Annotated in this window: 15 protein-coding genes and 2 pseudogenes; 8 read left to right on the forward strand and 9 right to left on the reverse strand. The window is 70.4% G+C overall.

All coding sequences use genetic code 11. The features are described from left to right. Positions 1-4: 4 nt before the first annotated feature. Positions 5-1,201 (reverse strand): 4Fe-4S dicluster domain-containing protein, encoded by a 1,197-nt coding sequence (locus WMF28_RS16030; RefSeq protein ID WP_437603107.1) that lies wholly within the window; start codon positions 1,199-1,201, stop codon positions 5-7. A 166-nt stretch (positions 1,202-1,367) separates the two neighbouring features. Between WMF28_RS16030 and ppsA the strand changes: the two genes are divergently transcribed. After that, positions 1,368-3,701 carry a phosphoenolpyruvate synthase gene (ppsA, locus tag WMF28_RS16035; protein WP_437603108.1) on the forward strand — a complete coding sequence of 778 codons (2,334 nt, stop codon included), beginning with the start codon at positions 1,368-1,370 and terminating at the stop codon, positions 3,699-3,701. A gap of 295 nt (positions 3,702-3,996) precedes the next feature. Next, complete coding sequence (locus WMF28_RS16040) at positions 3,997-5,907, forward strand: GNAT family N-acetyltransferase (RefSeq protein ID WP_437603109.1); 1,911 nt, start codon at positions 3,997-3,999, stop codon at positions 5,905-5,907. Here the strand turns inward: WMF28_RS16040 and WMF28_RS16045 are convergent. Continuing rightward, the gene (locus WMF28_RS16045) at positions 5,831-8,122 is read right to left on the reverse strand and encodes a cation-translocating P-type ATPase (protein ID WP_437603110.1); all 2,292 of its coding nucleotides are present in this window, start codon (positions 8,120-8,122) and stop codon (positions 5,831-5,833) included. The genes WMF28_RS16040 and WMF28_RS16045 overlap by 77 nt on opposite strands. Before the next feature lie 269 nt (positions 8,123-8,391). On the opposite strand from WMF28_RS16045, the gene WMF28_RS16050 reads away from it, so the two are divergent. The 4 genes from WMF28_RS16050 (at position 8,392) to WMF28_RS16065 (ending at position 14,075) form a co-directional block, all read left to right on the forward strand. Then, positions 8,392-11,343 carry a PAS domain S-box protein gene (locus tag WMF28_RS16050; protein WP_437603111.1) on the forward strand — a complete coding sequence of 984 codons (2,952 nt, stop codon included), beginning with the start codon at positions 8,392-8,394 and terminating at the stop codon, positions 11,341-11,343. 589 nt (positions 11,344-11,932) lie between these two features. Further along, complete coding sequence (locus WMF28_RS16055; protein ID WP_437603112.1) at positions 11,933-12,442, forward strand: hypothetical protein; 510 nt, start codon at positions 11,933-11,935, stop codon at positions 12,440-12,442. A 290-nt stretch (positions 12,443-12,732) separates the two neighbouring features. Further along, positions 12,733-13,590, forward strand: a complete 858-nt coding sequence (locus WMF28_RS16060) for a 2-oxo acid dehydrogenase subunit E2 (RefSeq protein ID WP_437603113.1) — start codon at positions 12,733-12,735, stop codon at positions 13,588-13,590. A gap of 152 nt (positions 13,591-13,742) precedes the next feature. Next, a complete protein-coding gene (locus WMF28_RS16065) occupies positions 13,743-14,075 on the forward strand; it encodes a DUF981 family protein (RefSeq protein ID WP_437603114.1) in 333 nt (110 codons plus the stop codon). A gap of 20 nt (positions 14,076-14,095) precedes the next feature. Here WMF28_RS16065 and WMF28_RS16070 read toward each other — a convergent pair. Then, positions 14,096-14,689, reverse strand: a pseudogene (locus tag WMF28_RS16070) (MFS transporter); the annotation flags it as partial. Positions 14,690-14,826: 137 nt separating this feature from the next. Between WMF28_RS16070 and WMF28_RS16075 the strand changes: the two are divergent. After that, positions 14,827-15,655, forward strand: a pseudogene (locus WMF28_RS16075) (transposase); the annotation flags it as partial. A gap of 360 nt (positions 15,656-16,015) precedes the next feature. Here the strand turns inward: WMF28_RS16075 and WMF28_RS16080 are convergent. Together WMF28_RS16080 and WMF28_RS16085 are read right to left on the reverse strand one after the other, a co-directional pair. Further along, positions 16,016-16,324 carry a vitamin K epoxide reductase family protein gene (locus tag WMF28_RS16080; RefSeq protein WP_437603115.1) on the reverse strand — a complete coding sequence of 103 codons (309 nt, stop codon included), beginning with the start codon at positions 16,322-16,324 and terminating at the stop codon, positions 16,016-16,018. 126 nt (positions 16,325-16,450) lie between these two features. Further along, positions 16,451-17,368: a cation diffusion facilitator family transporter gene (locus WMF28_RS16085; protein WP_437603116.1), complete on the reverse strand. Its 918-nt coding sequence runs from the start codon at positions 17,366-17,368 to the stop codon at positions 16,451-16,453. A 53-nt stretch (positions 17,369-17,421) separates the two neighbouring features. Between WMF28_RS16085 and WMF28_RS16090 the strand changes: the two genes are divergently transcribed. Next, positions 17,422-17,601 carry a DUF2399 domain-containing protein gene (locus WMF28_RS16090; RefSeq protein WP_437603117.1) on the forward strand — a complete coding sequence of 60 codons (180 nt, stop codon included), beginning with the start codon at positions 17,422-17,424 and terminating at the stop codon, positions 17,599-17,601. A 25-nt stretch (positions 17,602-17,626) separates the two neighbouring features. Here WMF28_RS16090 and WMF28_RS16095 read toward each other — a convergent pair whose 3' ends face one another. From WMF28_RS16095 to WMF28_RS16110, 4 genes are all read right to left on the reverse strand, one after another. Then, positions 17,627-19,240, reverse strand: coding sequence for a GMC family oxidoreductase (locus WMF28_RS16095; protein WP_437603118.1), 1,614 nt, complete (start codon positions 19,238-19,240; stop codon positions 17,627-17,629). Between the two features lie 40 nt (positions 19,241-19,280). Continuing rightward, positions 19,281-19,844, reverse strand: a complete 564-nt coding sequence (locus WMF28_RS16100; RefSeq protein ID WP_437603119.1) for a sugar dehydrogenase complex small subunit — start codon at positions 19,842-19,844, stop codon at positions 19,281-19,283. Positions 19,845-19,944: 100 nt separating this feature from the next. Then, positions 19,945-21,348 (reverse strand): right-handed parallel beta-helix repeat-containing protein, encoded by a 1,404-nt coding sequence (locus tag WMF28_RS16105; RefSeq protein ID WP_437603120.1) that lies wholly within the window; start codon positions 21,346-21,348, stop codon positions 19,945-19,947. Positions 21,349-22,490: 1,142 nt separating this feature from the next. Then, positions 22,491-23,213, reverse strand: coding sequence for a hypothetical protein (locus WMF28_RS16110; protein ID WP_437603121.1), 723 nt, complete (start codon positions 23,211-23,213; stop codon positions 22,491-22,493). Positions 23,214-23,218: the final 5 nt, after the last annotated feature.

Below are 23,218 nucleotides of genomic sequence, written 5' to 3' on the forward strand. Positions count from 1 at the left end.
GCGCCTACACCTTCCCGGCGGCGACCGCGCCGCCTCCGGCCCGGATCGCGGCCGCCTCTTCGGTGATGTCGATCCCGACGGGGCACCACGTGATGCACCGGCCGCAGCCGACGCAGCCGGACGTGCCGAACTGATCGATCCACGTGGCCAGCTTGTGCGTGAGCCACTGCCGGTAGCGGGCCCGGAGCGAGGCGCGGACGCTGCCGCCGTGCAGGTACGAGTGGTCGAGGGAGAAGCACGAGTCCCAGCGCCTGAATCGCTCGGCCGTCTCGCCGGAGGGACCTGCGAACGTGGAGTCCCGGCCCTCATCGAGCGGGAGGTCTGTCGCGTCCTCGATCGTGCTGCAGAAGCACGTCGGGCACGCGAGCGTGCAGTTCGTGCATCCGAGGCAGCGCTCGGCCACGTCATCCCAGCGGGGGTGCTCGAGGTTTCGATAGAAGAGCTCCTTGATGCCGTCTGTATCGAGCGTCCTGCCCATCTGGGTCGCTGTGCGGCGCGAGACCTCGAAGGCTGCGCGGGCGTCGTCCTCGCCCGCTCTGGAAGCGCCAGCGCGAGCGAGCAAGGAAGCGCCGGCGTCGCTGCCCACCTCGACGAAGAAACGGTGGCCATCGTCGAGGAGCTCGGTCAGCGCGAGGTCGAAGCCACGCTCCGCGCGCGGCCCCGTACGCATCGACACACAGAAGCACGTCCCGCCGGCCTGTCCGCACTGCACCGCGATCACGAAGAGGCCCCTGCGGCGCGCCACATAGTCGGGATCCGGATGCGGGCCGTCGACGAAGACGCGGTCCTGCACGTCCATCGCGGCAAGGTCACACGCCCGCGCGCCGAGGATGGCGAGGCGCGGAGGGGCCTCGGCCTCGTCGGTCCGCGAGATGGATCCGCCTCGCCGCCTGAGCTGCACCAGGCGAAGCCGGGGGACGAACAGGAGGTGCTTGAGCGACCGCGGCCCGACCGCGTAGCCGAACAGAGCCTCGTCCGCGCGCCTGGCGAGCCGGTAGCGGCCGGCATCCTGCTGCTCGGTCCAGCCGGCGGGGAGCTCCTCCGCGCCCTGGATTTCGTCGTACACGATGGCCCCGCCGCGGAGCGTGGGACCGATGAGGCGGTATCCCTCCTCCCGCAGGCCCTGGAGGAGCGCGGCGATCCCCGGCCGGTCGAGCACCGCGCGATCGCCAGGATGAAAGCCGGTCTCTGCGCCGCCCATGCGGGGCCGGTGAGCACGGTCCGTGCCGCTCGATTCGAGCAGCAGACGACCAGCGCGCGTACGGCGGCGGGTCCGCTTGTTGCTCCGACGCACGCACGGGCGATCGAGCGTGCCGCCGGCGCGGCAGCGGCGAGCGGATTCATCCCGCTCTCGACGAGGAGATACGGTGGCCGAGCACGTCCTCTGGTTCGATTCGCTGTCCCGCAACGATGTCGCGTCCGCCGGCGGAAAAGGCAGCAACCTCGGGGAGCTCACGCGCGCCGGCCTGCCCGTGCCTCCGGGCTTCGTCATCACCGCGGACGCGTACCTCGCGGCGATGGACGCCGCGGGCGTGCGAAAGCAGCTCGTCGAGCTCTTCACCGAGGCCGATCCGAGCGACCCGGCCGGGCTGCACGCGACCTGCGCCGCGCTGCGGCGCCTCGTCCGGGCCGCGCCGCTCCCGGCCGAGATCCAGGCGGAGATCGTCGACGCCTACCGGAGGCTGGGGCTCGACGCCACCGTGGCCGTCCGGTCGTCCGCCACCTCGGAGGACTCGGCCTCGACCTCGTTCGCCGGCATGCACGAGACGTACACCGACGTGACCGGCGAGCAGGCGTTGCTGGATCGCGTGCGCAACTGCTGGGCCTCCGCCTTCGGCGAGCGCGTGGTCAGCTACCGGAAATCCCAGCGCCTGACGGAGGAGCCCGCCCTGGCGGTCGTCGTGCAGCGCATGGTGAGCTCCGAGCGCTCCGGCGTCATCTTCACCGCGGATCCCGCGACGAAGGATACGTCACGCCTCGTCATCGAGGCGGCGTTCGGGCTCGGCGAGGTCGTGGTCGGCGGGCAGGTCGAGCCGGACACGTACACGGTCGCGAAGCGCGGGCCGCGGCTCCTGGAGGCGCGCGTCGGCCACAAGGCGTTCAAGCTGGTGCGCGCGCCGGACGGCGGAGAGCAGCGCGTAGATCTGCCGGAGGACGAGGGCGCGCGGCGCGTGCTCAAGGACGACGAGGTGCTCGAGCTCGCGCGCCTCGCGCTGCAGGTCGAAGAGCATTACGACGCCCCGCAGGACATCGAGTGGGCCGTCGAGGGCGGGGCGACGTACCTGGTGCAAACCCGCCCGATCACCACCCTGGGTGCGCCGCACCCTGCCCCCGGAGAGCTCCTCGTCTCGGGGCTCGGCGCGTCCCCGGGCACGGCCTCGGGGACGGTGCGTGTGCTCCGCTCGCCGGAGGAGGGGCAACGGCTGAAGGCCGGCGAGGTCCTCGTGGCGCCCATGACGTCGCCCGACTGGGTGCCCGCGATCCGGCGCGCGGCGGCCCTCGTCACGGACAGCGGCGGGATGACCTGCCACGCCGCGATCGTCAGCCGCGAGCTCCGCATCCCCTGTGTCGTGGGCACGCGCTCCGCCACGCGGACCCTGCGGGACGGCGAGATCGTCACCGTCGACGGCGCGCACGGCAAGATCCTCGAAGGGGTCCGGGCCGCCGCGGACGCGCCCGGCGCCGCTCCGGACGGGGCGCCCGCGGATGCGGCAGCCGGGCCCGCCGCAAAGTCCGAGGCGCCGGCCGAGCGCGTGCCGGCCGCCGTCGGCTCGCGCTCGGCTTCGCCGGCGGTGCTCGGCACGCGGCTCTACGTGAACCTGGCGATCGCCGAGCGCGCCGAGGAGGTGGCCGCGTTGCCCGTGGACGGCGTGGGGCTGCTGCGGGCCGAGTTCATGCTGCTCGACGCGCTCGGCGGCGTGCACCCGAAGGCCCTGATCGCGTCCGGCGGCCGCGACGAGTTCCTCCAGAAGATGTCGGCCTCGCTGCTCCGCATCACCCGCGCCTTCCAGCCCCGTCCGGTCATCTACCGGACGTACGATTTCCGCACCAACGAGTTCCGCGGCCTCAAGGGGGGTGAGCAGTTCGAGCCCGCCGAGGAGAACCCGATGATCGGATACCGCGGCTGCTACCGGTACGTCCGCGAGCCGGAGCTGTTCGCGCTCGAGCTCGAGGTGCTCGCCCGCGTCCGCGAGGAGACGCCGACCCTGCATGTCATGATCCCGTTCGTCCGCACGCGCTGGGAGCTCGCGGCCTGCCTGGAGCTCATCGACCGGAGCCCGCTCGGCCGCCAGCGCGGGCTGCACCGCTGGGTCATGGCCGAGGTGCCCTCCGTCGCGTTCTGGATCCCGGAGTACGCGCGCATGGGCATCGACGGCGTCTCGATCGGCTCGAACGATCTGACCCAGCTCATGCTCGGGGTGGACCGCGACTCCGCGGTATGCGCCGAGCTGTTCGACGAGTCCGACGCGGCGGTGCTCGACGCCATCGGGCGGATCATCCAGGCGTGCAGGGCGGCAGGGATCACCTCGTCGCTCTGCGGCCAGGCGCCGTCGAACCGCCCGGAGTTCGCCGAGCACCTCGTGCGGCTCGGCATCACCTCGATCTCGGTGAACCCGGACGCCGAGCCGGCGGCGCGCCAGGTCATCGCGGCGGCCGAGCGGCGGCTCTTGCTCGATGCGGCGCGGCGGGTGAACTCTTGACCACCAGCGACATGCCTGGCCGAGGTCCTTGAGCATCGCCCCGCCGAGCCCCCCTGGCTCGACGGCGGTCTGAGCCGCCGCGCGCGGTCCCGCCCGGCGGACGGTTTGCGCTCGCCCGCAGCCGCTGCAGGCGCGCGCTCGGGCGCGGCGGGGCCCGATGCCGTCGGCATGGCGCAGGCTGCGCACTGGATCAGGTCTATCGCCCCGCCCCGATGAAGAGGGGACCGTGTGCGCCGAGCTCCGGCCGGTGGACCGCTTCTTGCTGAAACCCGTGGAGCACGGGAGAAGGCGCACCATGCAGCGAACGGTCACGGACTGGCAAACACGCTTCGCCGACAAGATCACGACCGCCGAGCAAGCAATCCGCGCGATCCCGCGGGGGCGCCGCATCCTCGTCGGCTCGGGCGCCGCAGAGCCGAGCGATCTCGTGAACGCAATGGTCGAGTCCGGCGACCACCTCGCCGACAACGAGATCGTCCACCTGATGACCGAGGGCCCCGCGCCGTACGTCCGCCCCGGTCTCGAGCGGCGCTTCCGTCACACGGCGTTCTTCATCGGCCAGAACGTCCGCGAGGCGATCCACGAGGGGCGCGCCGACTTCATGCCGGTCTTCCTCTCCGAGATCCCGGATCTGATCCTGTCGCGCCGGGTACGCATCGACGTGGCCCTCATCCAGGTGAGCCCCCCGGACGCCCACGGCTTCGTCAGCCTCGGCGTCTCCGTCGATATCGTCCGCGCCGCCGTCGACGCGGCCGATCTCATCCTCGCCGAGGTCAACCCGCGAATGCCCCGCACCCACGGAGACTCGTTCTTGCACGTGGACCGGATCGCCCACCTCGTCCCGGTCGACCGCGAGCTGCCCGAGCGCGAGGCCGAGCCGCTCGACGAGATCGACCGCGCGATCGGCCGCCACGTGGCGTCGCTCGTGCCTGACGGCGCCACGCTCCAGACGGGCATCGGCAAGATCCCGAACGCCGTGCTCGCCGCGCTCGGCGGCAGGAACGACCTCGGCGTCCACACCGAGATGCTCTCCGACGGCATGATGGATCTCGTCCGGCGCGGCGTGATCACGAGCCGCAGGAAGACCCTCCTGCCAGGGAAGCTCGTGACGTCGTTCCTCCTCGGGAGCCGCGCCCTCTACGATTGGGCCCACGACAACCCCGTCATCGAGATGCGCGGGTCCGCCTTCACCAACGATCCGCTGACGATCGCCAGGAACGACAGGATGGTCGCCATCAACGCGGCCCTCGCCGTCGACCTGACCGGCCAGGTCGCCGCCGACACGCTGATGGGCCGCTTCTTCTCCGGCATCGGGGGCCAGGTCGACTTCATCCGGGGCGCCGCGCGGAGCCGCGGCGGCAAGCCGATCATCGCGCTCCGATCCACCGCGAAGGACGGCAAGATCAGCCGGATCCAGCCGGCGTTCGAGCAGGGCGCCGGCATCGTGACGAGCCGCGGGGACGTGCACTACGTGGTGACGGAGCACGGCGTCGCCGATCTCTGGGGCCGGAACATCCGGCAGCGCGCGCTCGCGCTCATCGAGATCGCCCACCCCGACCACCGCGCCGACCTCCTCGCCGCGGCCAAGCAGCGCCGCTACGTATTCGTCGATCAGGTCATCTCGCGCGCGGATTACCCCTGGCAGGAGACGCGCGCCGCGCGCCTGCCGTCGGGCGAGGAGCTGCTCTGCCGGCCGGTCCGGCTCTCCGACGAGTCCGCGCTCCAGGACCTCTTCTATCGACTCTCGGACGAGAGCACCTACCGCCGCTTCATGAGCCACAAGCGGGAGCACCCTCACGAGGAGATGCAGCAGCTAGTGAACCTCGATTACGATCAGAACATGGCCATCGTGGCCTGCGCCGGCCCGGAGCACGAGACCATCATCGGGATGGCCCGGTACGACGTCGATCAGAAGAACAACCTGGCCGACGTCGCCTTCGTCGTCCGCGACGAGTGGCAGGGTAAGGGGGTCGGGACCCTGCTCATGCGGCGGATGGCGGAGATCGCGAGAGCCCGGGGGATCTCGGGCTTCGAGGCGGACGTCCTGCTCACCAACAAGGCGATGATGCGGGTGCTCGAGAAGAGCGGCCTGCGCCTCTGCCTCGATCTCCAGGCCGGCGTTTACCACGTCACCGCTCACTTCGAGGCGGCCGCCGCCGGCGCGCCGGCGGGCGGCCCGAGCAGCTCCGGACCGCGCCAGGCATGACTAGCGGACCGTGCGCCAGCACGGCGCGCCGCAGCGCATCGGCGAGCGCCATCACCGCGGCGCCCCCGGGCAGCCACAGGAGCCACGCCGATCCTATCGGGACCATTGCGAAGAGCCGGTTCAGCCCCGGCACGTAGATGAGGGCGATGGTCAGCGCGACCTCGATCGAGAGCCCCGCGGCTACCCACGGGTTCGACCAGAACGCGAGGCGCTTCCCGAGGGGCCCGTCGCGCTGCGCGAACAGACACCCTATCTGACCCGAGACGATCCCGACGAACGTCATCGTCGCCGCCTCTCGCTCCAGCCCGCGAAACGGCTCGAGCGAGTCGAATGGCCTCCAGCCGTGCGCCCAATAAAAGCCGAAATACGCCAGAACGCCGAGCAGTGCCTCAACGGTCCCGTAAAGGAAGAAAGTCCGCAGCCCGAGCGCCCGGGTGAGGATCGGCTTTCGGGGCGGTTCCGGAGGCACCAGCAAGTTCGCGGGCGACGGCGGCTCCACGCCGAGCGCCAGCGCAGGGAGCACGTCGGTCCCCAGGTCGATCGCGAGCACCTGCACGATCGCGAGCGGGAGAGGGATCGGGAAGAAGATGTAGAGAAGGAACGGGACGAGCTCTGCGACGTTGCTCGTGAACACATAGCTCACGAAGCGGCGGATATTCTGCTTGATGGCCCGGCCTTCCTCGATCGCCGCCACGATCGTGGCGAAGTTGTCGTCGGACAGGATGATGTCCGACGCCTGCTTGGCCACCTCCGTGCCGCGCAGGCCCATGGCCACGCCGACGTCGGCGGCGCGGAGCGCGGGGGCGTCGTTCACGCCGTCGCCAGTCACCACGACCACCTCGCCGGACCGCCGCAGCACCTGCACGACCCGCAGCTTCTGCTCCGGCGTCGTGCGCGCGAGGCTCGCGCCGGCCTGGAGCAGCTCGAGCAGCGCCCGGTCGTCCATCGCGTCGATCTCGGGCCCTTCGACCATGCGATCCGCCGCATCCAGCCCGATGGCGGCGGCCACCGAGCGGGCGATCGCGGGGTGATCGCCTGTCAGGATCACGACCCGCACGCCCGCGCGCCTGCACGCGGCGATCGCCGTGGGGACCTCCGGCCGCGTCGGGTCGTGCAGGCAGGCGAGGCCCAGGCACGTGAGCGGGCCGCTGGCCGCCTTCACGGCGAGCAGGAGGACGCGCTCACCGCGCTCGGCCGCGCTCACCACCGCCTCGTCGAGACCTGCGGGCGCCGGTGCGCCGGTCAGCGCGACGACCGCCTCGGGCGCCCCCTTCACGAAGTCCCGCGTGGCGCCGCCTTCCGCGCACGTCACCGCCATGTAGCGCCGGCGCGCGTCGAACGCGGTGTCGGCGATCCGCGGCCACCGGGCGCGCGCCTCGGTCAGCTCCACCCCGCCGGTCGCGGCCCAGCGCGCGAGGGCCACGTCGACCGGATCGCCCTCGTAATCGCCGCCCGCCGGCGCCGGGCGCGCGTTGTTGCACAGCGCGGCCGCGACCCGCGCCGCCTGTTCCGCGTCCAGGGGCGCGCCGTGCGCGGGGATGAAGCAGCGCACCGAGAGCGCGTTCTGCGTGAGGGTTCCCGTCTTGTCCGTGCAGATGGTCGTCACCGACCCGACCACCTCGACCGCGGAGAGGCGCCGCACCGGGGCCCCGCGCGCCGCCATCCGCTGCGCGCCGATCGCGAGCGACACGCTGAGCGTCGGGAGCAGCCCCTCGGGGACGAGCGCCACGATCACGCCGATCGCGAACGTGAGCGCGCCGAGCGGGCCGACGCGGTGGAACGCCTGCGCGAGCACCAGCGTGGCCGCGCCGGCGATCACCGCGATGGCCGCGGTGACGTGCGAGAGCTGCGCGACCTGGCGCTCGAGCAGCGAGCCTTCGCGCCCGCCCTGCTCGAGGAGCCTGGCGATCTTGCCCGCGGCGCTCTCCGCGCCCGTCGCGAACACGAGCGCCTCGCCCGCGCCGGTCACCACGGACGCGCCGCTCGGGAGCAGGCTCGGGAGCGTGAGCTCCTGCGCGCCTCGGCCCGGCGAGGTGATCGGCGCGGCGTCGCGCTCGACCGGGGCCGTCTCGCCCGTGAGCATCGAAAGGTCGATCGAGAGGCTGTCTGCGCCGAGCAAGATGCAGTCGGCCGGGACGATCTCACCGGCGCCGCGCGACGGCTTTGCCTGTCCGGCCGCGGCGAGAGGAGGAACAGGAGGAGACGAGCGACTCACTTCCGCGGGCCTCGGCACTCGCGAACGGAGTAGCAAGTAGCAAGCCCCGGGTCCGCGGGGCGATGGTGGGATAGCCAGCTGTGCGCGCGCTGAGCATGCGCTGCTGAGAGCGGCCGGGGCGAGCTGCTCAGAGCGCCGCGCCGAGCTCCTGTCGCCGGCGAGCATGAACAGATCGGCGTGCGGGGAAGTCATCCCCATCGGCGTGTCCACGCTGGCGCTTCAGGCAGCGTGGCCCTCGTGCAACAATCGACCGATCAGGGAAGGGTACGATGTCGCCAGAAGAGATCGAGATCGAAGCGTCGAGCGGCCACGACGAGGCGGTCGTCTACAGGGCCTCGCCTTGCCAGGGCGGGTGCTGCGCGCCCCGCCCTGCGCCGGGCGAGCTCGTGGAGCGCGCTGCGCTCCGCGTGGCGCGCGCAGCCGATCTCAACGAGCTCTCCGGGCTCCTGCTCGACCAGGCGATGGAGCTTGGCGCGCGCGCTGCCTACCTGCTCCTGACCTCCGAGGACACCGGCGAGCTCGGGATCCATTCCCACCGCCACCTGCCCGCCGACATCCGTCTCTGCCTCGCGCGGGTGGCGCGGGGCGCGCCGCTGCTCGATGCATGGGCGGCGAGCTCGGGTCGGATTCAGGTGATGACCGATGTGCGCTCCCTCGATCCAGGGCCATCCATGACGCGTGACCTCTGCGCGCGGACCGACGCACAGAGCGTGGTATCGATGCCCCTTTGCGTCCGCGAGCGCTGCCTCGGCGTCCTCTCCTTTTGCCTGCCCCACCCTTACCCCCGCGCCGGCGTCGATCTCGGCGCGCTTGCCGCGCTCTTCGCGATCGGCCTGGACAGCGCCCTCGCGCGCCAGGGAAAGGCGCGCGCCGACGCCCGGATCGAGGCGGTCCAGCGGACCACCGCCGACATCGGCGACAGCTTCGATCTGCCGGCGGCGCTCCAGCGCATCGTGGACCGGACGCGCGACATCGCTGGCGCGGAGTACGCGGCCCTCGGTGTCTACGCCGGCGACGACGCGCCCTTCGATCTCTGGATCTGCAGCAGCGCCACGGCCGAGTGGGAGAGATCGTCGGCGCAAGCTCCCCGCCCGCGCGGGCGACTCCAGGCGGTCCACCGAGACAGGACGCCGCTGCGCCTCCCGGAGCTCTGCGAAGACGAGCGCTTCGATGGCTTCTCTCCCGAGCACCCACCGCTCAAGAGCTTCCTTGGGATACCCCTCCTCCAGGATCAGCAGCTCGTCGGTGTCCTGTACCTCGCCAACAAGATCAGCGCCGCCACGTTCACCGAGGAGGATGAAGGTGCGGCGGCCCTGCTCGGACAGCACGCCGCGTTCGCGCTATCACGGGCGCGGACCTCGGGCCGCATGGCCCAGGAGCTCCAACGCACAAAGCACCAGGAGCGGGCGCTCCGCGAGAGCGAGCAGCGCTTTCGGGCGATCTTCGATGAAACCCTCCAGTTCGTCGGCCTGCTCTCGCCGGAGGGCATCGTCCTCGAGAACAACCGCACCGTTCTCGAGTTCTGCGGGACCACGGAGGCAGAGACGATCGGCCGTCCTTTCTGGGAGCTGCCGGGGTGGAGTCTCGAGCACAAGGCGCGCGTCCGCGCCGCGGTCGCCGAGGCCGCGGCGGGCCGGCTCGTGCGGGACGAGCTCGATGTGATCGGAGCGAGCGGGCGGCGGTGCATCGATTTCTCCATCAAGCCCATCACCGATGACCGTGGCAGGGTGGTGATGCTCATTCCCGAGGGACGCGACATCACCCAGCGCAAGCAGACGGAGCAGGCGCTCCGCGAGAGCGAGGAGCGCTTCCGGCTCAGCTTCGAGAACGCGCCCATCGGCAAGGGCATCATCGCGCTCGACGGACGGTTCATCCGCGTCAACCGCGCCTACTGCGAGATCGTGGGCTACGCGGCCGACGAGCTCTCGAAGCTCCGCTTCCAGGACATCACCCACCCCGACGACGTGGACACCGACGTGGGCTTGGTCGAGCAGCTGCGCTGCGGTGAGATCCCGCGCTATCAGCTCGCCAAACGGTATATCCACAAGGACGGAAGGGTCATCCCCGTCATCCTGCACGGTTCCGTCGTGCGCCGCGCGGACGGCGAGCCCATTCACTACATCGCCCAGGTGGAGGACGTGACGGCGCGCAAGCGGGCCGAGGAGGAGCGGGAGCGCCTGCTCGCGCAGCTGGACGCCGAGCGGAGGACGCTGCGAACCGTCTTCGACAGCGCGCCGATCCCGCTCCTGCTCATCGATCGAAACGACCCAGAGCGCGTGCTCGCCAACCCGCACGCGCGCGAGCTCACCGGGGGCGTGCCGGAGCGGGGCAAGCACGTCGGTCGCGTGCGGCGCCCGGACGGCACCGCCCTCACGCTGGACGAGCTGCCGTCGAGCCGGGCGATGCGTGGCGAGACGATCCCCGGCGAGGAGCTCCTCGTCGCCACGGCGGACGGCTCGTACCGGACCATCCTCGTCGCCGCCGCGCCGCTCCGCGACGGCGCGGGGAAGATCACGGGCGCCATCGTCGCTGGCGAGGACATCAGCCCGTTGAAGGAGCTCGCGCGGATGCGCGAGGAGTGGACCAGCGTCATCGCCCATGACCTGCGTCAGCCGATCACCACGATCGTCCTCAAGGCCGCCGTGCTCTCGAAGCAACAGCAATGCAGCGACAAGGCGCAGCACATCCTGGCCAGCGCGATGCAGCTCAACCGGATGATCGACGATCTGCTCGACGTCTCCCGCCTCGAGTCGCATCGGCTGGATCTCAGGCGCATCGAGGTCGATCTGCCAGCGCTCATCCGGGCGACGGTGGAGCGGACGGCGGACGCGACGAGGGGACATCGGGTCGACGTCGAGGTGCTGGACGGGGTCCCGCCACTTCTGGCCGATCCCGGGCGCCTGGAGCAGGTGCTCACCAACCTGCTGTCCAACGCGGCCAAGTACGGCGCGCCCGAGACGCCGATCAGGATCGAGGTGGAACGGCGGAGCGGGGAGGTGCTCGTGGCGGTCGAGAACGAGGGGAAGGGCATCGCGCCGGACGAGCTGCCGAGGCTCTTCGCCCGCTATTACCGGACGCGCGAGGCGAAGGCCGGAGGCGCCGCCGGGCTGGGCCTCGGGCTCTACATCGTGCGAGGGCTCGTCGAGGCCCATGGGGGGCGGATCTGGGCGGAGAGCGCGCCCGGGAAGACGACCTTCCGGTTCACGCTGCCGCTGACCTAGCGCCGAAGCGCGTGCCTGTTGATCCATCGCATCGCGCGACGCCGCCGCGGCGATGGCACCACGGAGTGTCCGGACACTGCTGGTGAAACACCTGCGCGCTTCGTTCGCGTCGACGCAAGAACTGCAGGTTCGCTGCCCATGACCGCCGCTGCGGCTCCTCGGCGACGCCGCCGCGCCAGATCTCGATGAAGTCCGGCGGGAGGTCCCCGCGCGGGTTCCCCGGGCCGGGAGTTGGGCACGGAAACCAGGCTTGCGTGCTCCGCACGGCCGGGGTCAGGTAGCCTGGGCGTGGCGTGATGTGGCCGGGGCCGTCGTTGGCACGTGCCCTGCAATATCAACATGGCGATACGGAAATACGGATACGGACCACCACGTTTCACGTGGAGCGCGGCGTCAAGCCCCCTGGCACCTGGCGCGCCTTGCACGCTCGGGACGGCTCGCCAGCAGCACGAGATCCTCAAGCGATGCCGATCGTGTGACCGCGATCACCACATCGTGCAACTGTAACCATCGACACAACACAGTGTCCACAACCTCGTCTCACAGGGGGCATGCCGTGAGCCCAGCGCGACCAACGCTTCTCGAGATCGTGGTCAAGACGGTCGTGACCCATTCTGTCACATACACGATCGTGGGCCTTTTGGCGTCGTCGCTGCTCGATTACACGCGGTTCTTTGCAGAGTCCAGCCTGAACCTCTTGATGCGGCCGACGAGCGATCCCTGGGTGATGGCGGGACCGCTGTTTCAGCCCATCAGGGGGATCGTGTTCGGGGGAGTCTTCTACATGCTGCGCGAGCCGTTCTTCGGGACGAAGAGCGGCCGGCTGGTGATGTGGAGCACGCTGGTGGCGATAGGCATCCTCGGCACGTTCGGACCAGCTCCGGGCTCGATCGAGGGGATGCTCTATACGACATTACCGGCATGGGTCCATCTCAGGGGGCTTCCAGAGGTTCTCCTGCAGTCCCTGTTCCTGTCGTTGCTGCTGTATTACTGGGTGAACAATCCGCAGAAGCGGTGGGTGCGCTGGACGATGGGGATTGCTTTCTCGATTCTCTTGGCTCTCCCCATCATCGGCCTGCTGGCCCGTCAGCCGCAGTAGTCCAGTCCACCTGCTGAGACGATGCGGGCGGAGCCGTCCCGCCCGCTCGGTCCCGAATGCCTCGTTTGTCCGGCGGCTGCTCCGGCACGCCAGCTCGGCTTGCCCGAGGGCGACCCGCCCGCGCTCGAGGCGGGCACGGCGCGACCGGCGAGGCCGGGCAGGAGGCGCGGTGAGCAGCGCTGGATGCTGACTCCCCGGCGCCGTTGCTCCGCTCGCACGACGAGCCGGGACGCGCCGCACGCCTCGATGGCCCGAGCCATGCAGCCCGTGGGGCCATGGCGGGGTGGACCATGCCCAACCTCGATCTCGTACCCAAACAGGAAATCTCCAGCTTCCGCAAGCTGGCGATCGGCACCTGGCACACCGCGTACGATCCATCGGTGTACGGCACGCTCACCCTGCGCATGGATCGCGCGCTCGACTACATCAAGGCGTTCCGTCACAGCACCGGCCGCCGGCTCACGGTGACTCACCTGGTGACCAAGGCCTGCGCCGAGGCGCTGCGCCGCTGCCCCGACGCCAATGCGATCTTGCGCTGGAACAAGATCTACCTCCGGCGCGGCGTCACCGTCTCGGTGCTGGTCGTGCAGGCGGTCGGCGGCGACGGCGAGGTGGACCTCACCGTGACCACGATCGAACGGGCCCATGAGAAGAGCCTGGTGCAGATCGTCGACGAACTGGACCGGACGATCGAGCGCGCGCGCCACCGGCGCGACAGGGCGGTGGAAGAGACGAAGCGCGCGATCCGGCACATCCCGTTTCTCTTCATGAACGCCTTTCTGCGCCTGCTCTCGTTCATGATGTACACGCTCAACCTGGACCTGTCGAAGCTGGGGCTGCCCCGCGACCCGTTCGGCGCGGTCACGGTGACCAACATCGGCTCGCTCGGCCTGGAGAACGCCTACGTGCCGCTCGTGCCCTACACGCGGACGCCGGTCCTCGTGGTCCCGGGCGCGGTGAGGGACGAGCCGGTGGTGGAGGACGGCAAGGTGGTGCCCGGCAAGGTGATGCGCGTGAGCGCCACGTTCGATCACCGCTTCATCGACGGCCTCCACGCGAGCGTGCTGGCGCGCACCGTGCGCGAGATGCTGGAGGACCCATTCCGCTGCTTCGACCGGCTGGACGCGGACGTGCCCACGCCTGGCTGACGTACGTCGCATCTCCGGGGGCGTCGCCGCGCTGCCGGCACGCATACGCCGGCGCTACGTTCTCAGGCGCGGCTCGGCAGCGTCGGGCGCTGGCTCGGCGACGACCAGCTCGCACGACGGTGAGGAATCCATGTACATCAATTATCTCACGCTTGCGCTCGTCACGGCGGCGGCGGCGCTGGCGCTCGGGGCCTTTGCTCGGGGCCTTCGGGGGCCTCACCAACCTGGTGCTCGCGCTGGCCATCGCGCGCCACGGGATGACGCAAAACCCGGCGCTCGCCGCGGCGATGTACGGCGCGAGCGGCCTCGGACTGCTGCTCGCTCCGGCGATGGACAGGTCCGCGCTGGCGAGGCGCGCAGCAGGCGCGCTGCTCGCGGCTTCGGCGGCGCTGTTCGCGCTGTTCGGCTATATAGCCTACGTGAGGCACCCCGGCCTCGAGTGGTTCGGAAGGTGGGTGCCGACCGAGACGCGCTCGCTGCGATAGCCGTCCACGGACGGCGCACATCACATCTCCTCGAGCTCCTTGCCCTTCGTCTCGGGGATGAAGGCGACGACGAACACCAGCGAGGCCGCCGCGGCGGCGGTGTAGAGCCCATAGGCGACGCCCAGGCCGGCCTTCTTGAGCGCGGGGAAGGTCGCGGTCACGAGGAAGTTCGCCAGCCATTGCGCGGCCGCCGCGACCGAGAGGGCGAGGGCGCGGATGCGGTTCTCGAACATCTCGCCGAGCAGCACCCAGGTCACCGGACCCCAGGACGCCCCGAAGCAGAAGACATAGAGGTTGGCCGCGACGAGCGCGACAGCGCCGGCGGCACCCCTCAGGACGGCGGCGGCACCCCTCAGGACGGGGTTGCCCGCGGCGTCCTCGCCGGCGGCGCCGAACACGGCCGCCATGGTGCCGAGCGTCAGCGCCATGCCGATGGAGCCCGCGACGAGCAGCGGCCTGCGCCCGACGCGGTCGACGGTCGCGATGGCGACGAGGGTGGTCACGATGTTGGTGACGCCGGTGATGACCGTGATGGCGAGGGAGCTCCGCTCCGAGAACCCGACAGCCTGCCAGAGGACGCTCGAGTAATAAAACGTGGATTTCGCGCCCAGAAATCCGATCCGGGGCGTGAGAAATCCGGCGCAGTAAAAGGAACGCCTTGAAAGAAAGGCTCGGCGTGACGACCCGTCCGGGTTGCTATGACCAAACGAAGGCACACGCCGAGCACCTCCAAGGTGCGCCGGCGCGAGCCCCGAGTATCGACACCGTCGACCGCGACCTGTGCCGCTTCGACGACGATGCGCTCGAGGCGCTGCACAGCATGGTCGTCGCTCACGGGCTTGCCCTGGTTGCTCGCCGAAAGCACCGATTCGTGCATATCGACGTCGACACCACCGTGGAGCCGCTCTTCGGAATGCAGGAGGGGGCGCGGCCGGGCCCGAACCCGCGCTACCACGGCCGGCCGAGCTATCATCCGATCCTGGCGCGGATCGCCGAGGCCGACGCCATCGTCGGAGCCAAGCTGCGACCGGGCGACACGAGCTTCGGCGAAGCCGATGTGCCCTTCGTCGAGGAGTGCATTGAACGCGCGCGCGCCGCAGCTCCGAGCGCGGCCATCTACGTACGGATCGATGGCGCGGGGGATTGCAGCGCCTTGATGCATCGCCGTACGCACACGCGACCGGGAGAATGGCAAACAGATCTACCTTTGGGAGGGGCTCGACTACACGGTACAGGTCTTTTTGACCAACGAGCCGGTCGAAGCGCCGGAAGACGTCGCGGCGCGGTATGACCTGTGCGCGGGCATCGAGCCGCTCATTGGCGAGCTCAAGCACGGGTGGGGGTGCGGTCGCGTGCCGAGCCACTGCTTCAACGCCAATCATGCCGCGCTGCTGCTGAAGCTGCTGACGGCCAACCTGATGCGCCGCTATGTGCTGGAGCACGTTCCGCACTTGGCGAGCTGGCGAACGCCGTGGCTGCGCTGCGCGCTGATCCTCGCTCCGGGAAGATTGGCCCGGTCGGGTCGGGGCACGACCCTGCACGTGCCGGCGTGCTCGCAGCTCGCCCGCTCGCTCAATTGAGCATGGAACCAGCCGAAATGATCGTGGGCGGTAAGGGGGGCGTGCGCCTTCGTGACGCTCTGGGCGTCAGCCAATTGTAGTTTAAACCGCACTCTCTTGGCTGAGCGCCGCTCGCACGGCGCCTTCGGCTCGCTCGTGCCCCCCTGGACGCGAAATCGGCGCTGAGCCCCCCTCTCGGCGGAAGAGCCGGATGGTGGAAATCTCCTTGTCCGGATCTGGCGAGGGCCCCCCGGACCGACGGGTCCGGGGGCTACTCTACCAGGAAGATCATTGATCTTTTCTTCCCGCCTTCCCGCCTTCGTGTTCAAATCCGGCCACCACCCGGACGTAGATCATGGGCGCGACGACCGCGCCGTCCTGTCACGAGCGCGCTCGCGCCTTCCCCAGCGCCGCCCACCCTTCCGGGAGCGAGAGCGCGAACACGGCCATGTTGGCCGCCATGGCGACGAGGCAGTACGCGCACCAGGCCCTCTCCCGCCTTCGCATCTGGACGAGGAGCCATCCGGACACGGCCGCCTCGACGGCCGCTTTGGCCGCCACGGCGGCGGGGATCCAGGGGGTGTTCCTGGCGCGCTCGGCGCCTCCCCAGCCAGCCAGCGCGAGGTTGGACGCGAAGGCGCTCCCGGACCTCGCGAGACGGCACGACGACTTGCAACCTGTGTACCTCACGTCGAAGGACGACGTCTGCGCGGTTTGCCCGCCAGGCGCGCCCTGCTGCGAGGGCGAGGCAAGGCTACCTGAGCCCGGGCGCCGCCGAGGATGGCGGAGGCCGCGAGCGGTCGCTCCACGGACGCGTCATGGCCCCGCGCGCCGGCGGATCGACCCGGCCTCGACGTAGATGTGCTTCACATCGGGTCGCTGGCTCCGTATCCGCGCCTCGATGCGCTCGATCGCCTCCGCCACCCCGGAGGCCGTGAGCGCGGAGTCGAACTCGATGCGAAGCACGACCAGGACATCGTGCGGACCGAAGTGCATCGTCATTGGCGGCCCCACCGCCGACACGCCAGGATCCGCCTCGGCGAGCGCGCGGACCGCGGCGAGGAGCTCCCTGTCCGCGCTCTCCCCCACGAGGAGCCCGTGGCTCTGGCTGGCGAGGAAGACCGCGACCGCCGCGAGCACGAGGCCGATACCGATCGACGCCGCCCCGTCGAGATAGGGGTTTCCCAGGCGGTGCCCGAGCCAGACGCCGAGGAAGGCGATGGCGAGCCCGGCGAGCGCGGCGGAGTCCTCCAGGACGATCGTGAACGTCGTCGGGTCCTTGCTGGACCGCATTGCCGCGAGGTAGCCCTGTCCTGCTTTTCTCTTGAACTCGTGGACCGAGATGGCGAGCGACGTTCCCTCGAAGACGGCCGCTGCGCCGAGGACAACGTAGTTCCACGTTGGATCCTCGATCGGGCGCGGGTGCAAGAGGTGCAAGATCCCTTCGTAGATCGAGACGCCGCCGCCTGCGGCGAAGATCATGATGGCGACGATCAGCGTCCAGAAATAGAGCTCCTTGCCGTGGCCGAACGGATGATCGGCGTCAGGCGGTCGGGTGCTCCGGTGCTTGCCGAGCAGGAGGAGGAGCCCGTCTGCGGTATCGACGACGGAGTGCACGCCCTCGGAGAGCATTGCCGAGCTGCCGGTCACGGCGGCGGCGATGAACTTGACCGCCGCGATCGCCACGTTGGCGCCGATGGCGCCATAGATCGCGATCCTCGATTCTTTCGCCATGCTCCGCCGATCCTCCCAGCGATGCGCAGGCCGCGCCAGGATACCCTCCTGTCGTGCAGGAGAGCCGCGCCGGCACGGCTGTTGCGTCGACGCGGCCGAGCAGCTCCGCGATGCCCGCGTTCTGGGACGACGAGCTCGGCGCGGCGATGCGCCAGGAGCGGCGCGCGGTGCACGAGGAGGGGGTGGTGGAGGCGCTGCTCGAGGATCTGCGGCGGGGCGAGGGCGGGCGCTGAGAGGGGCGCGTCTCGACGCCCGGGGTCAGCGCCCGAGCGCGGTCGCGATGGAATGCGCGGCGCGCAGCGCGAGGGCGGCGATGGTGAGCGTGGGGTTCACGGCGCCGCCGGTGGGGAAGACGCCGCTGCCAAGCAGGTAGAGGTTGTCGTGGTCGTGCGCGCGCAGGTCCGGGTCGACCACCGAGGCGCTCGGGTCGGCGCCCATCCGGTAGGTGCCCATGACGTGCCCGGCGCCCTCGTGCTCGAGCCGGTGCTCGCGGAACGTGACCCCGAGCGCATCGAAGATCCGGTCGTGGACCGCGCGCGCGGCCGTCATGCCGTCGCGGGTATAGGGGTCGACCCGGTAATGAAGGCGCGGCCGCGGCAACCCGAGCGCGTCGCGCTGATCGAAGGCGGGCGTGACGCGGTTGTCGGGATCGGGGAGCTGCTCCATCAGGCTGGACACGCAGAGCTGCCGGGTGCAATGCCACGCGAGCTCGGCAGCGAGCTGCTTGCCACGTAGACCCTTGCGCACGAGATCGGCCGCGGCGACCCCCGGCCCGCCGATCGGCCACTGCCACCCGCTGTTGCCGAGCTCCACCCGGAACGCGGCGCGCACCCCCCGAGAGGCGCTGTTCCGCGTGACGTCGATTCCCCCCGTCGACAGCGGTCCGCGGGGCTGCCCGAGCGCTTCCCCGGCGAGCGCCCAGCTCAGCTGGATGGGGTGATCCATGAGGTTGCGCCCCACCTGGCCGCTCCGGTTCGCGACCCCGTCCGGCAGCGCGTCGGTCCGGGACATCAGGAGCAGCTTCGGCGTCTCGATCCCGTGCGCCGCCACGATGTAGACCTTGCCCGAGGCCTCGTGCTCGGTGCCGTCCGGGCGCTTGAACAGGACACGTGACACGCGTCCGTCAGGGCCGACGCCGACGGCGGTGGCGATGGCCTCTTCCACGATCCGCACGCCGGCCAGCTCGGCCTTCTTCACGTGCACCGAGGCGTCATAGCGGGCCACGATCGGGCAGATCGGGATGCAGGAGTTGTTGCCGCAGCACGCGGGCCGGCCGTCGTACGCGGCGCTATTGCGCGCCTGCGCCGTGGCGGTCACCCGATAGCCGAGGGCCGAGATCCTGTCGGCGATGCGCAGATCCGAGTAGCTGTGGGGGATGGGCGCCAGCGGGTAAGGCGTGCTGCGCGGCGAGCCGAGGCTGTCGTCGCCGGCCACGCCCATCTCGATCTCGCTCTCGACGTACCAGGGTTCGAGCGCGTCGTACGCGATGGGCCAGTCGACGCCGACTCCATGAAGGGTCTTCATCCGGAGATCGTCGGGCAGGAAGCGGAGGGCGGTCCCGAGCCAGTGCCAGGTCGTCCCGCCGACGACCCGCAGGTACGTGCTCTTGAAGAGATCCGGGCCCTCCTGCACGTAGTACCCGCCGGGAGCGCGCTCGCGCGGCGCAGGCGCGGCCACGGAGCGCGGAAAGGGGGCCTCCAGCGTCTTGACCACGGCGCTCCGGAACGCGCTGGCGGCCTTGTCGCGGTCGACCCGCGGCCCCGACTCCAGCACAAGCACCCTGGCGCCCGCCTTCGCGAGCCGGTAGCCGGCCAGCGTCCCCGCGATGCCCGCGCCCACGATGACCACATCCGCTCGCAGCCTGTCCCCCATACAGAGCTCCTTCCGGGCGGCGGCAGCGCGCGCCGACGCCTCATCCCGCGGGCGGCTCTCCCCAGAACCCCATCGCCCCGCCGCAGGTGCCCGGCGCGCTGGCGTAAGGGAGCGATCTCCACGCGAGCGAGCCCTCGTAGGTCGCCAGCGCGCGCCCGTCGGCCGCGTCGTACTCGCCCGTGTACCAGAGCAGGAGGATCTCGTCCGCGAGCGCCCGCAGGCGCCTGTCGGCGAAGACGCCCCGCGCGGTCAGCTCATCGAGGGTGCACGCCGGAGCGTCGCCGGCGAGCCCCGCCCTGGCATAGAGGTCCTCGAGCGCCGCGGCCTGCTCCGGACGTGCGAGGAGGCAGTCGAGGTAGATCTGCGCGTGGTCCCGGGCGAGGTCGCCCACCCCGGTGAGCACCGTGGACAGGGCGAGGAACCGGTCGAGCGGCGTGGCGGCCCGGCCGCGGATCACGTGCCCCGCGAGGCCGGCGGCGGCGAGCAGCGTGGAGATGAAGAGGGCGAAACGGCGCCGGCCCATGCGGACGATGGCGCGTGAGGAGGCGGTCGAGGTGCCCGACGTCAATCGCGATCTCGCCTGGTTCACGAGGTTCGCTCCCATCCATTCTCTGCGTGACCGTCTCTGCCTGACCACTCCCCGTCCGTCATGGTCGTTCCCCCTCGGTCTTCATGGCCCTCGGGAGGCGACCTCGAGCCGCTCATCAATAAGGGCAACTCAGCACTTCCGGCGCGCTCGTGCCATAGGTGCTCACGCCCGAGATGACGTTGTCTTCCGGATGAAAGAGCACCTGGGCGCCAGCCGGCCCCGTCAACCAGCATTGCTGCTGGATCGATCGCGATTGCCTCCCGCGCGAGGGCTCGCACCGGGCCACCGTACCGCCGCGGATCGTGACGTCGCTAGCCTCGATCCTGATGCCGGGATAGGAACCTGACGTGTGGCGTAGAATATTGTTGAAGACGAGCGGATCCTCCAGGGTCACATCTCCTACCCGGACCGAGCTCGCGGGCAGCGTCGTCCGCGAGGTCAGGAACACGCCGTAGTACCCGTTTCCCCAGGACCAGATGTCCCGGAGCGTCACGCCGGTGCCCGCCTCGACGTGCACGCCGTGGGTCCCGTTGTAAGCGGACCTGACCCTCTTGATCCGGATCCCCGTCGGACGGTCCTCCTCGACGCCGCTCGCCAGCATGACGCCGGCGCCGCCGTTGTGGTGAAAGTAGCTGTCCTCGACCAGCACGTTCTCCGCCACCGCGCTCGGGATCTCGGGGCTTCGGCGGGGCAGGGTGGAGATCCACAGGCCGTGTCCGCCATTGTCCGTCCTGGAGCCGTTGCCGGGATGGATCATGTTGTGATGAACCTCGCAGTTGCGCACGGTCACGTTCGCGGTGACAATTTTGAACGCGGTGGCGCCGAGCGGGCCGTCGATGTTCTTGATCTCGCAGTTCTCCACGAGGATGGGCGGCGTGTCGTGGTACCCGGCGATGGAGGACAGATAGATGCCGCCCTTCGGTACGCCGTCCACGATCACGTTCCGGATGACACCCCCGGTGCCCCAGGTGAAGCCGATGCCGTCCAGGTTGCGTGGCTTGCAGGCAGGCAGCTGGGGCACGAGGGGCGAGTACCGCATGATGACGTTCTCCACCCTGCAGTCCGAGCAGGTGTTCAGCTGGATGCCGCCGTTGGCTGTCTTGCGTGGTCCCTCCGTGAGCGCGATCTGCAGGTTGCGGATCCAGAGCCCCCTGACCGCCTCGACGACGGTCCCGTCCCGCCTGATGACCCTGCTGACCTGGATCGCCCCGGGGTACTGCTCCGGATTGCAGGGAATCGCCACAAGGGTCGCGGTCCCGGGATCGCCTGGGTCGGCGTCGGGAGACAGCTCCGGCCCCACCAGGGTCAGCGCGTCGTAGTGAGGCCGCAGGGGAGTGCGCAGCACGTAACGCCCCGCAGCAAAGGCCACGGTGCGCCTGCGGGCACTCAGCGACGCCGCGCATTCGATGGCCCTCGCGATGCCCGGACTGTCGTCGACGCTCGTGCTGTGGTCGACGGAGGCGTCGGCGGAGAACGGCCATTCCGCCGGCCTCGCCAGGTAGGGAAGGACGTCGACCACGCCGTCCGGGTCAACAGATCCTGGCAGGCAGCAGCGCGCCCCCTGGCAAGCATTCAAGTCCTCGTGCAGCGTCCTGGTCCCCAAGCAGACGCCGCTGGCGGGGCAGAAAGGCCCCGTGCAGAGCGGAGATTCCGTGGCGTAATCGGGGCAGGCGAGCCCCGTCGCCTCGTCTGCCACGAGAGGCGGCTCGGCGTCGGGCGCATCAAGACTGCAGAAACCCGCGGACCCGGCGCTCTCTACCTCTACCGCGGAAGGGTGAAATCCCCACTCAGCACCAGCCTGGCCGGAGATGTCCGAGACCGGGGTGGCTCCAGCTCGAGCGGAGACGAGCGCGAACAAGGCTCCGATCCAGGTCTTCACAAACCGCTGGTCCAACAACACACATGCCTCCGTTCTCGAACGAGGGTCGAGTCGTCACTGATCAGGTGCAGTGAGCGAGCGCAGAAGTCGAGCAGAGCACTGCTTTGCTAGTGAAATATTCGCCCCCTCCGGGGTGGCCGCGACGCGAGCACAAAGACGTTCCGCTCGCCGCGTCCGGCCTGAGCGATTTTCCTGAGCGGCGCGCCTCTCGCGGCGCGGCGGCCCGTCCCGGCGGGAGCGGAGCGGGCAAGCCAAGGACAGGGACACCGGGAGCCGGGGCGAGCTGGCTGACGGCTACGGGGGAGCGAAGCTGTCCGTGACAGTTACGTTCGAGAGCGATATGCTCATTGCGTGGGACGCACCGGATGCGCCGTCGCGCATGCCCGCGTGCATCTGGCCGCGTTGCGTCCTCTGGATGTGGCGCAGAACGTCACGCCGCGTCTGCGATATGCCACGTGGCTTGTCACGCTCAGCGCCTCCGCGCAAGCGCTGAGACGCCGCGATCGAGCGTGCCGCGGCGTCCTGCCCTGCGAAGGCGATGGGCCGACGAGCCGACGGCGGACGCGCGAATTTTGTGAAGGACGGGCGCGCGCGGCGGCCTCCGGTCGAGAGGACAGGACACCGCGTGAGCCGCTGTCGTCGATCACCGCGCCACATCGCGAATTGACGAGCTGTAGCGATCACCTCCGTCCGCGTCGAGGATCGCTGTTGCCGGTCTCGATAGACCGCAGGAGCTCGATGTGCCCTCGCCCCACGTTCGCGGGTTCGCGGGCCAAACCGCCTCAGCTCGCCCCGCAAGCGACCATCAGCTGACAGAAGGCGACGAGCATCATCGCGCCGATCGTGAAGCAGCCGAATCGCCGGCCCTCGCCGCTACGGCCTGCTCCCGCCACCACGAGGCCCACCGCGCCCGGGGGCTCCTGGGACTTTTTTTTTACGGTCGGCCCCCTCTTCCACCGCGCGGGCAGGGCCTCGCTGCCGAGCAGCGCCACCGGAGGCGTGCGCTTGACGATCGCCAGCGCGGTCGCCGCGCGGCTCTCCTGATGGCTCCGCTTCCAGGCGCGGATCTCCGCCTCGGGGAGCCCGAACACCTCGCCCGAGCCGTACGTCCCCGCGAGCCCGTCGAGCACGCGAAGGTGCCAGTCGGCGGGGACCGCCCCGGGCAGCGACTCGACCGCCTCCGGCGGGACCGGAGGGAACCAGACCGCGAAGTGCTGGACCTGCCGTCCGGTCCAGTCCTTCCGCGCCGGATCGAGGAACCGCGCCGCCACGTAGGGATAGGCGCGCGGCTCCTCCGGCCCGCGCCCGTCGATCTCGAGCAGGCCATAGCGGAGCTCTCCGGCGCCCGCGTCGGCGTCGCCGATCATGGCCTCGAGCGTCGTGAGCCAGGCGGGGAGCGCCGGGATCTCGGGAACGCAGATGAGCTCGTAATCCCAGTGCTCGCCGCGCGTCCTCCAGAGGAGGCGCGATGTCTCGACGAGGGGCAGCGGCGCGCGTACGAGCATGACGA

Origin of the sequence: Sorangium sp. So ce590, assembly GCF_051521365.1 — a bacterium.
In the GTDB taxonomy this organism is placed as follows: Bacteria; Myxococcota_A; Polyangia; order Polyangiales; family Polyangiaceae; genus Sorangium.

Bases quoted from the DNA above. Each gene is read 5' to 3' on its own strand.
- WMF28_RS16030 (WP_437603107.1), bottom strand. From the start codon at position 1,201: ATGGGCGGCGCAGAGACCGGCTTTCATCCTGGCGATCGCGCGGTGCTC.
- WMF28_RS16040 (WP_437603109.1), top strand. From the start codon at position 3,997: ATGCAGCGAACGGTCACGGACTGGCAAACACGCTTCGCCGACAAGATC.
- WMF28_RS16050 (WP_437603111.1), top strand. From the start codon at position 8,392: ATGTCGCCAGAAGAGATCGAGATCGAAGCGTCGAGCGGCCACGACGAG.
- WMF28_RS16060 (WP_437603113.1), top strand. From the start codon at position 12,733: ATGCCCAACCTCGATCTCGTACCCAAACAGGAAATCTCCAGCTTCCGC.
- WMF28_RS16085 (WP_437603116.1), bottom strand. From the start codon at position 17,368: ATGGCGAAAGAATCGAGGATCGCGATCTATGGCGCCATCGGCGCCAAC.
- WMF28_RS16095 (WP_437603118.1), bottom strand. From the start codon at position 19,240: ATGGGGGACAGGCTGCGAGCGGATGTGGTCATCGTGGGCGCGGGCATC.
- WMF28_RS16100 (WP_437603119.1), bottom strand. From the start codon at position 19,844: ATGGGAGCGAACCTCGTGAACCAGGCGAGATCGCGATTGACGTCGGGC.
- WMF28_RS16110 (WP_437603121.1), bottom strand. From the start codon at position 23,213: ATGCTCGTACGCGCGCCGCTGCCCCTCGTCGAGACATCGCGCCTCCTC.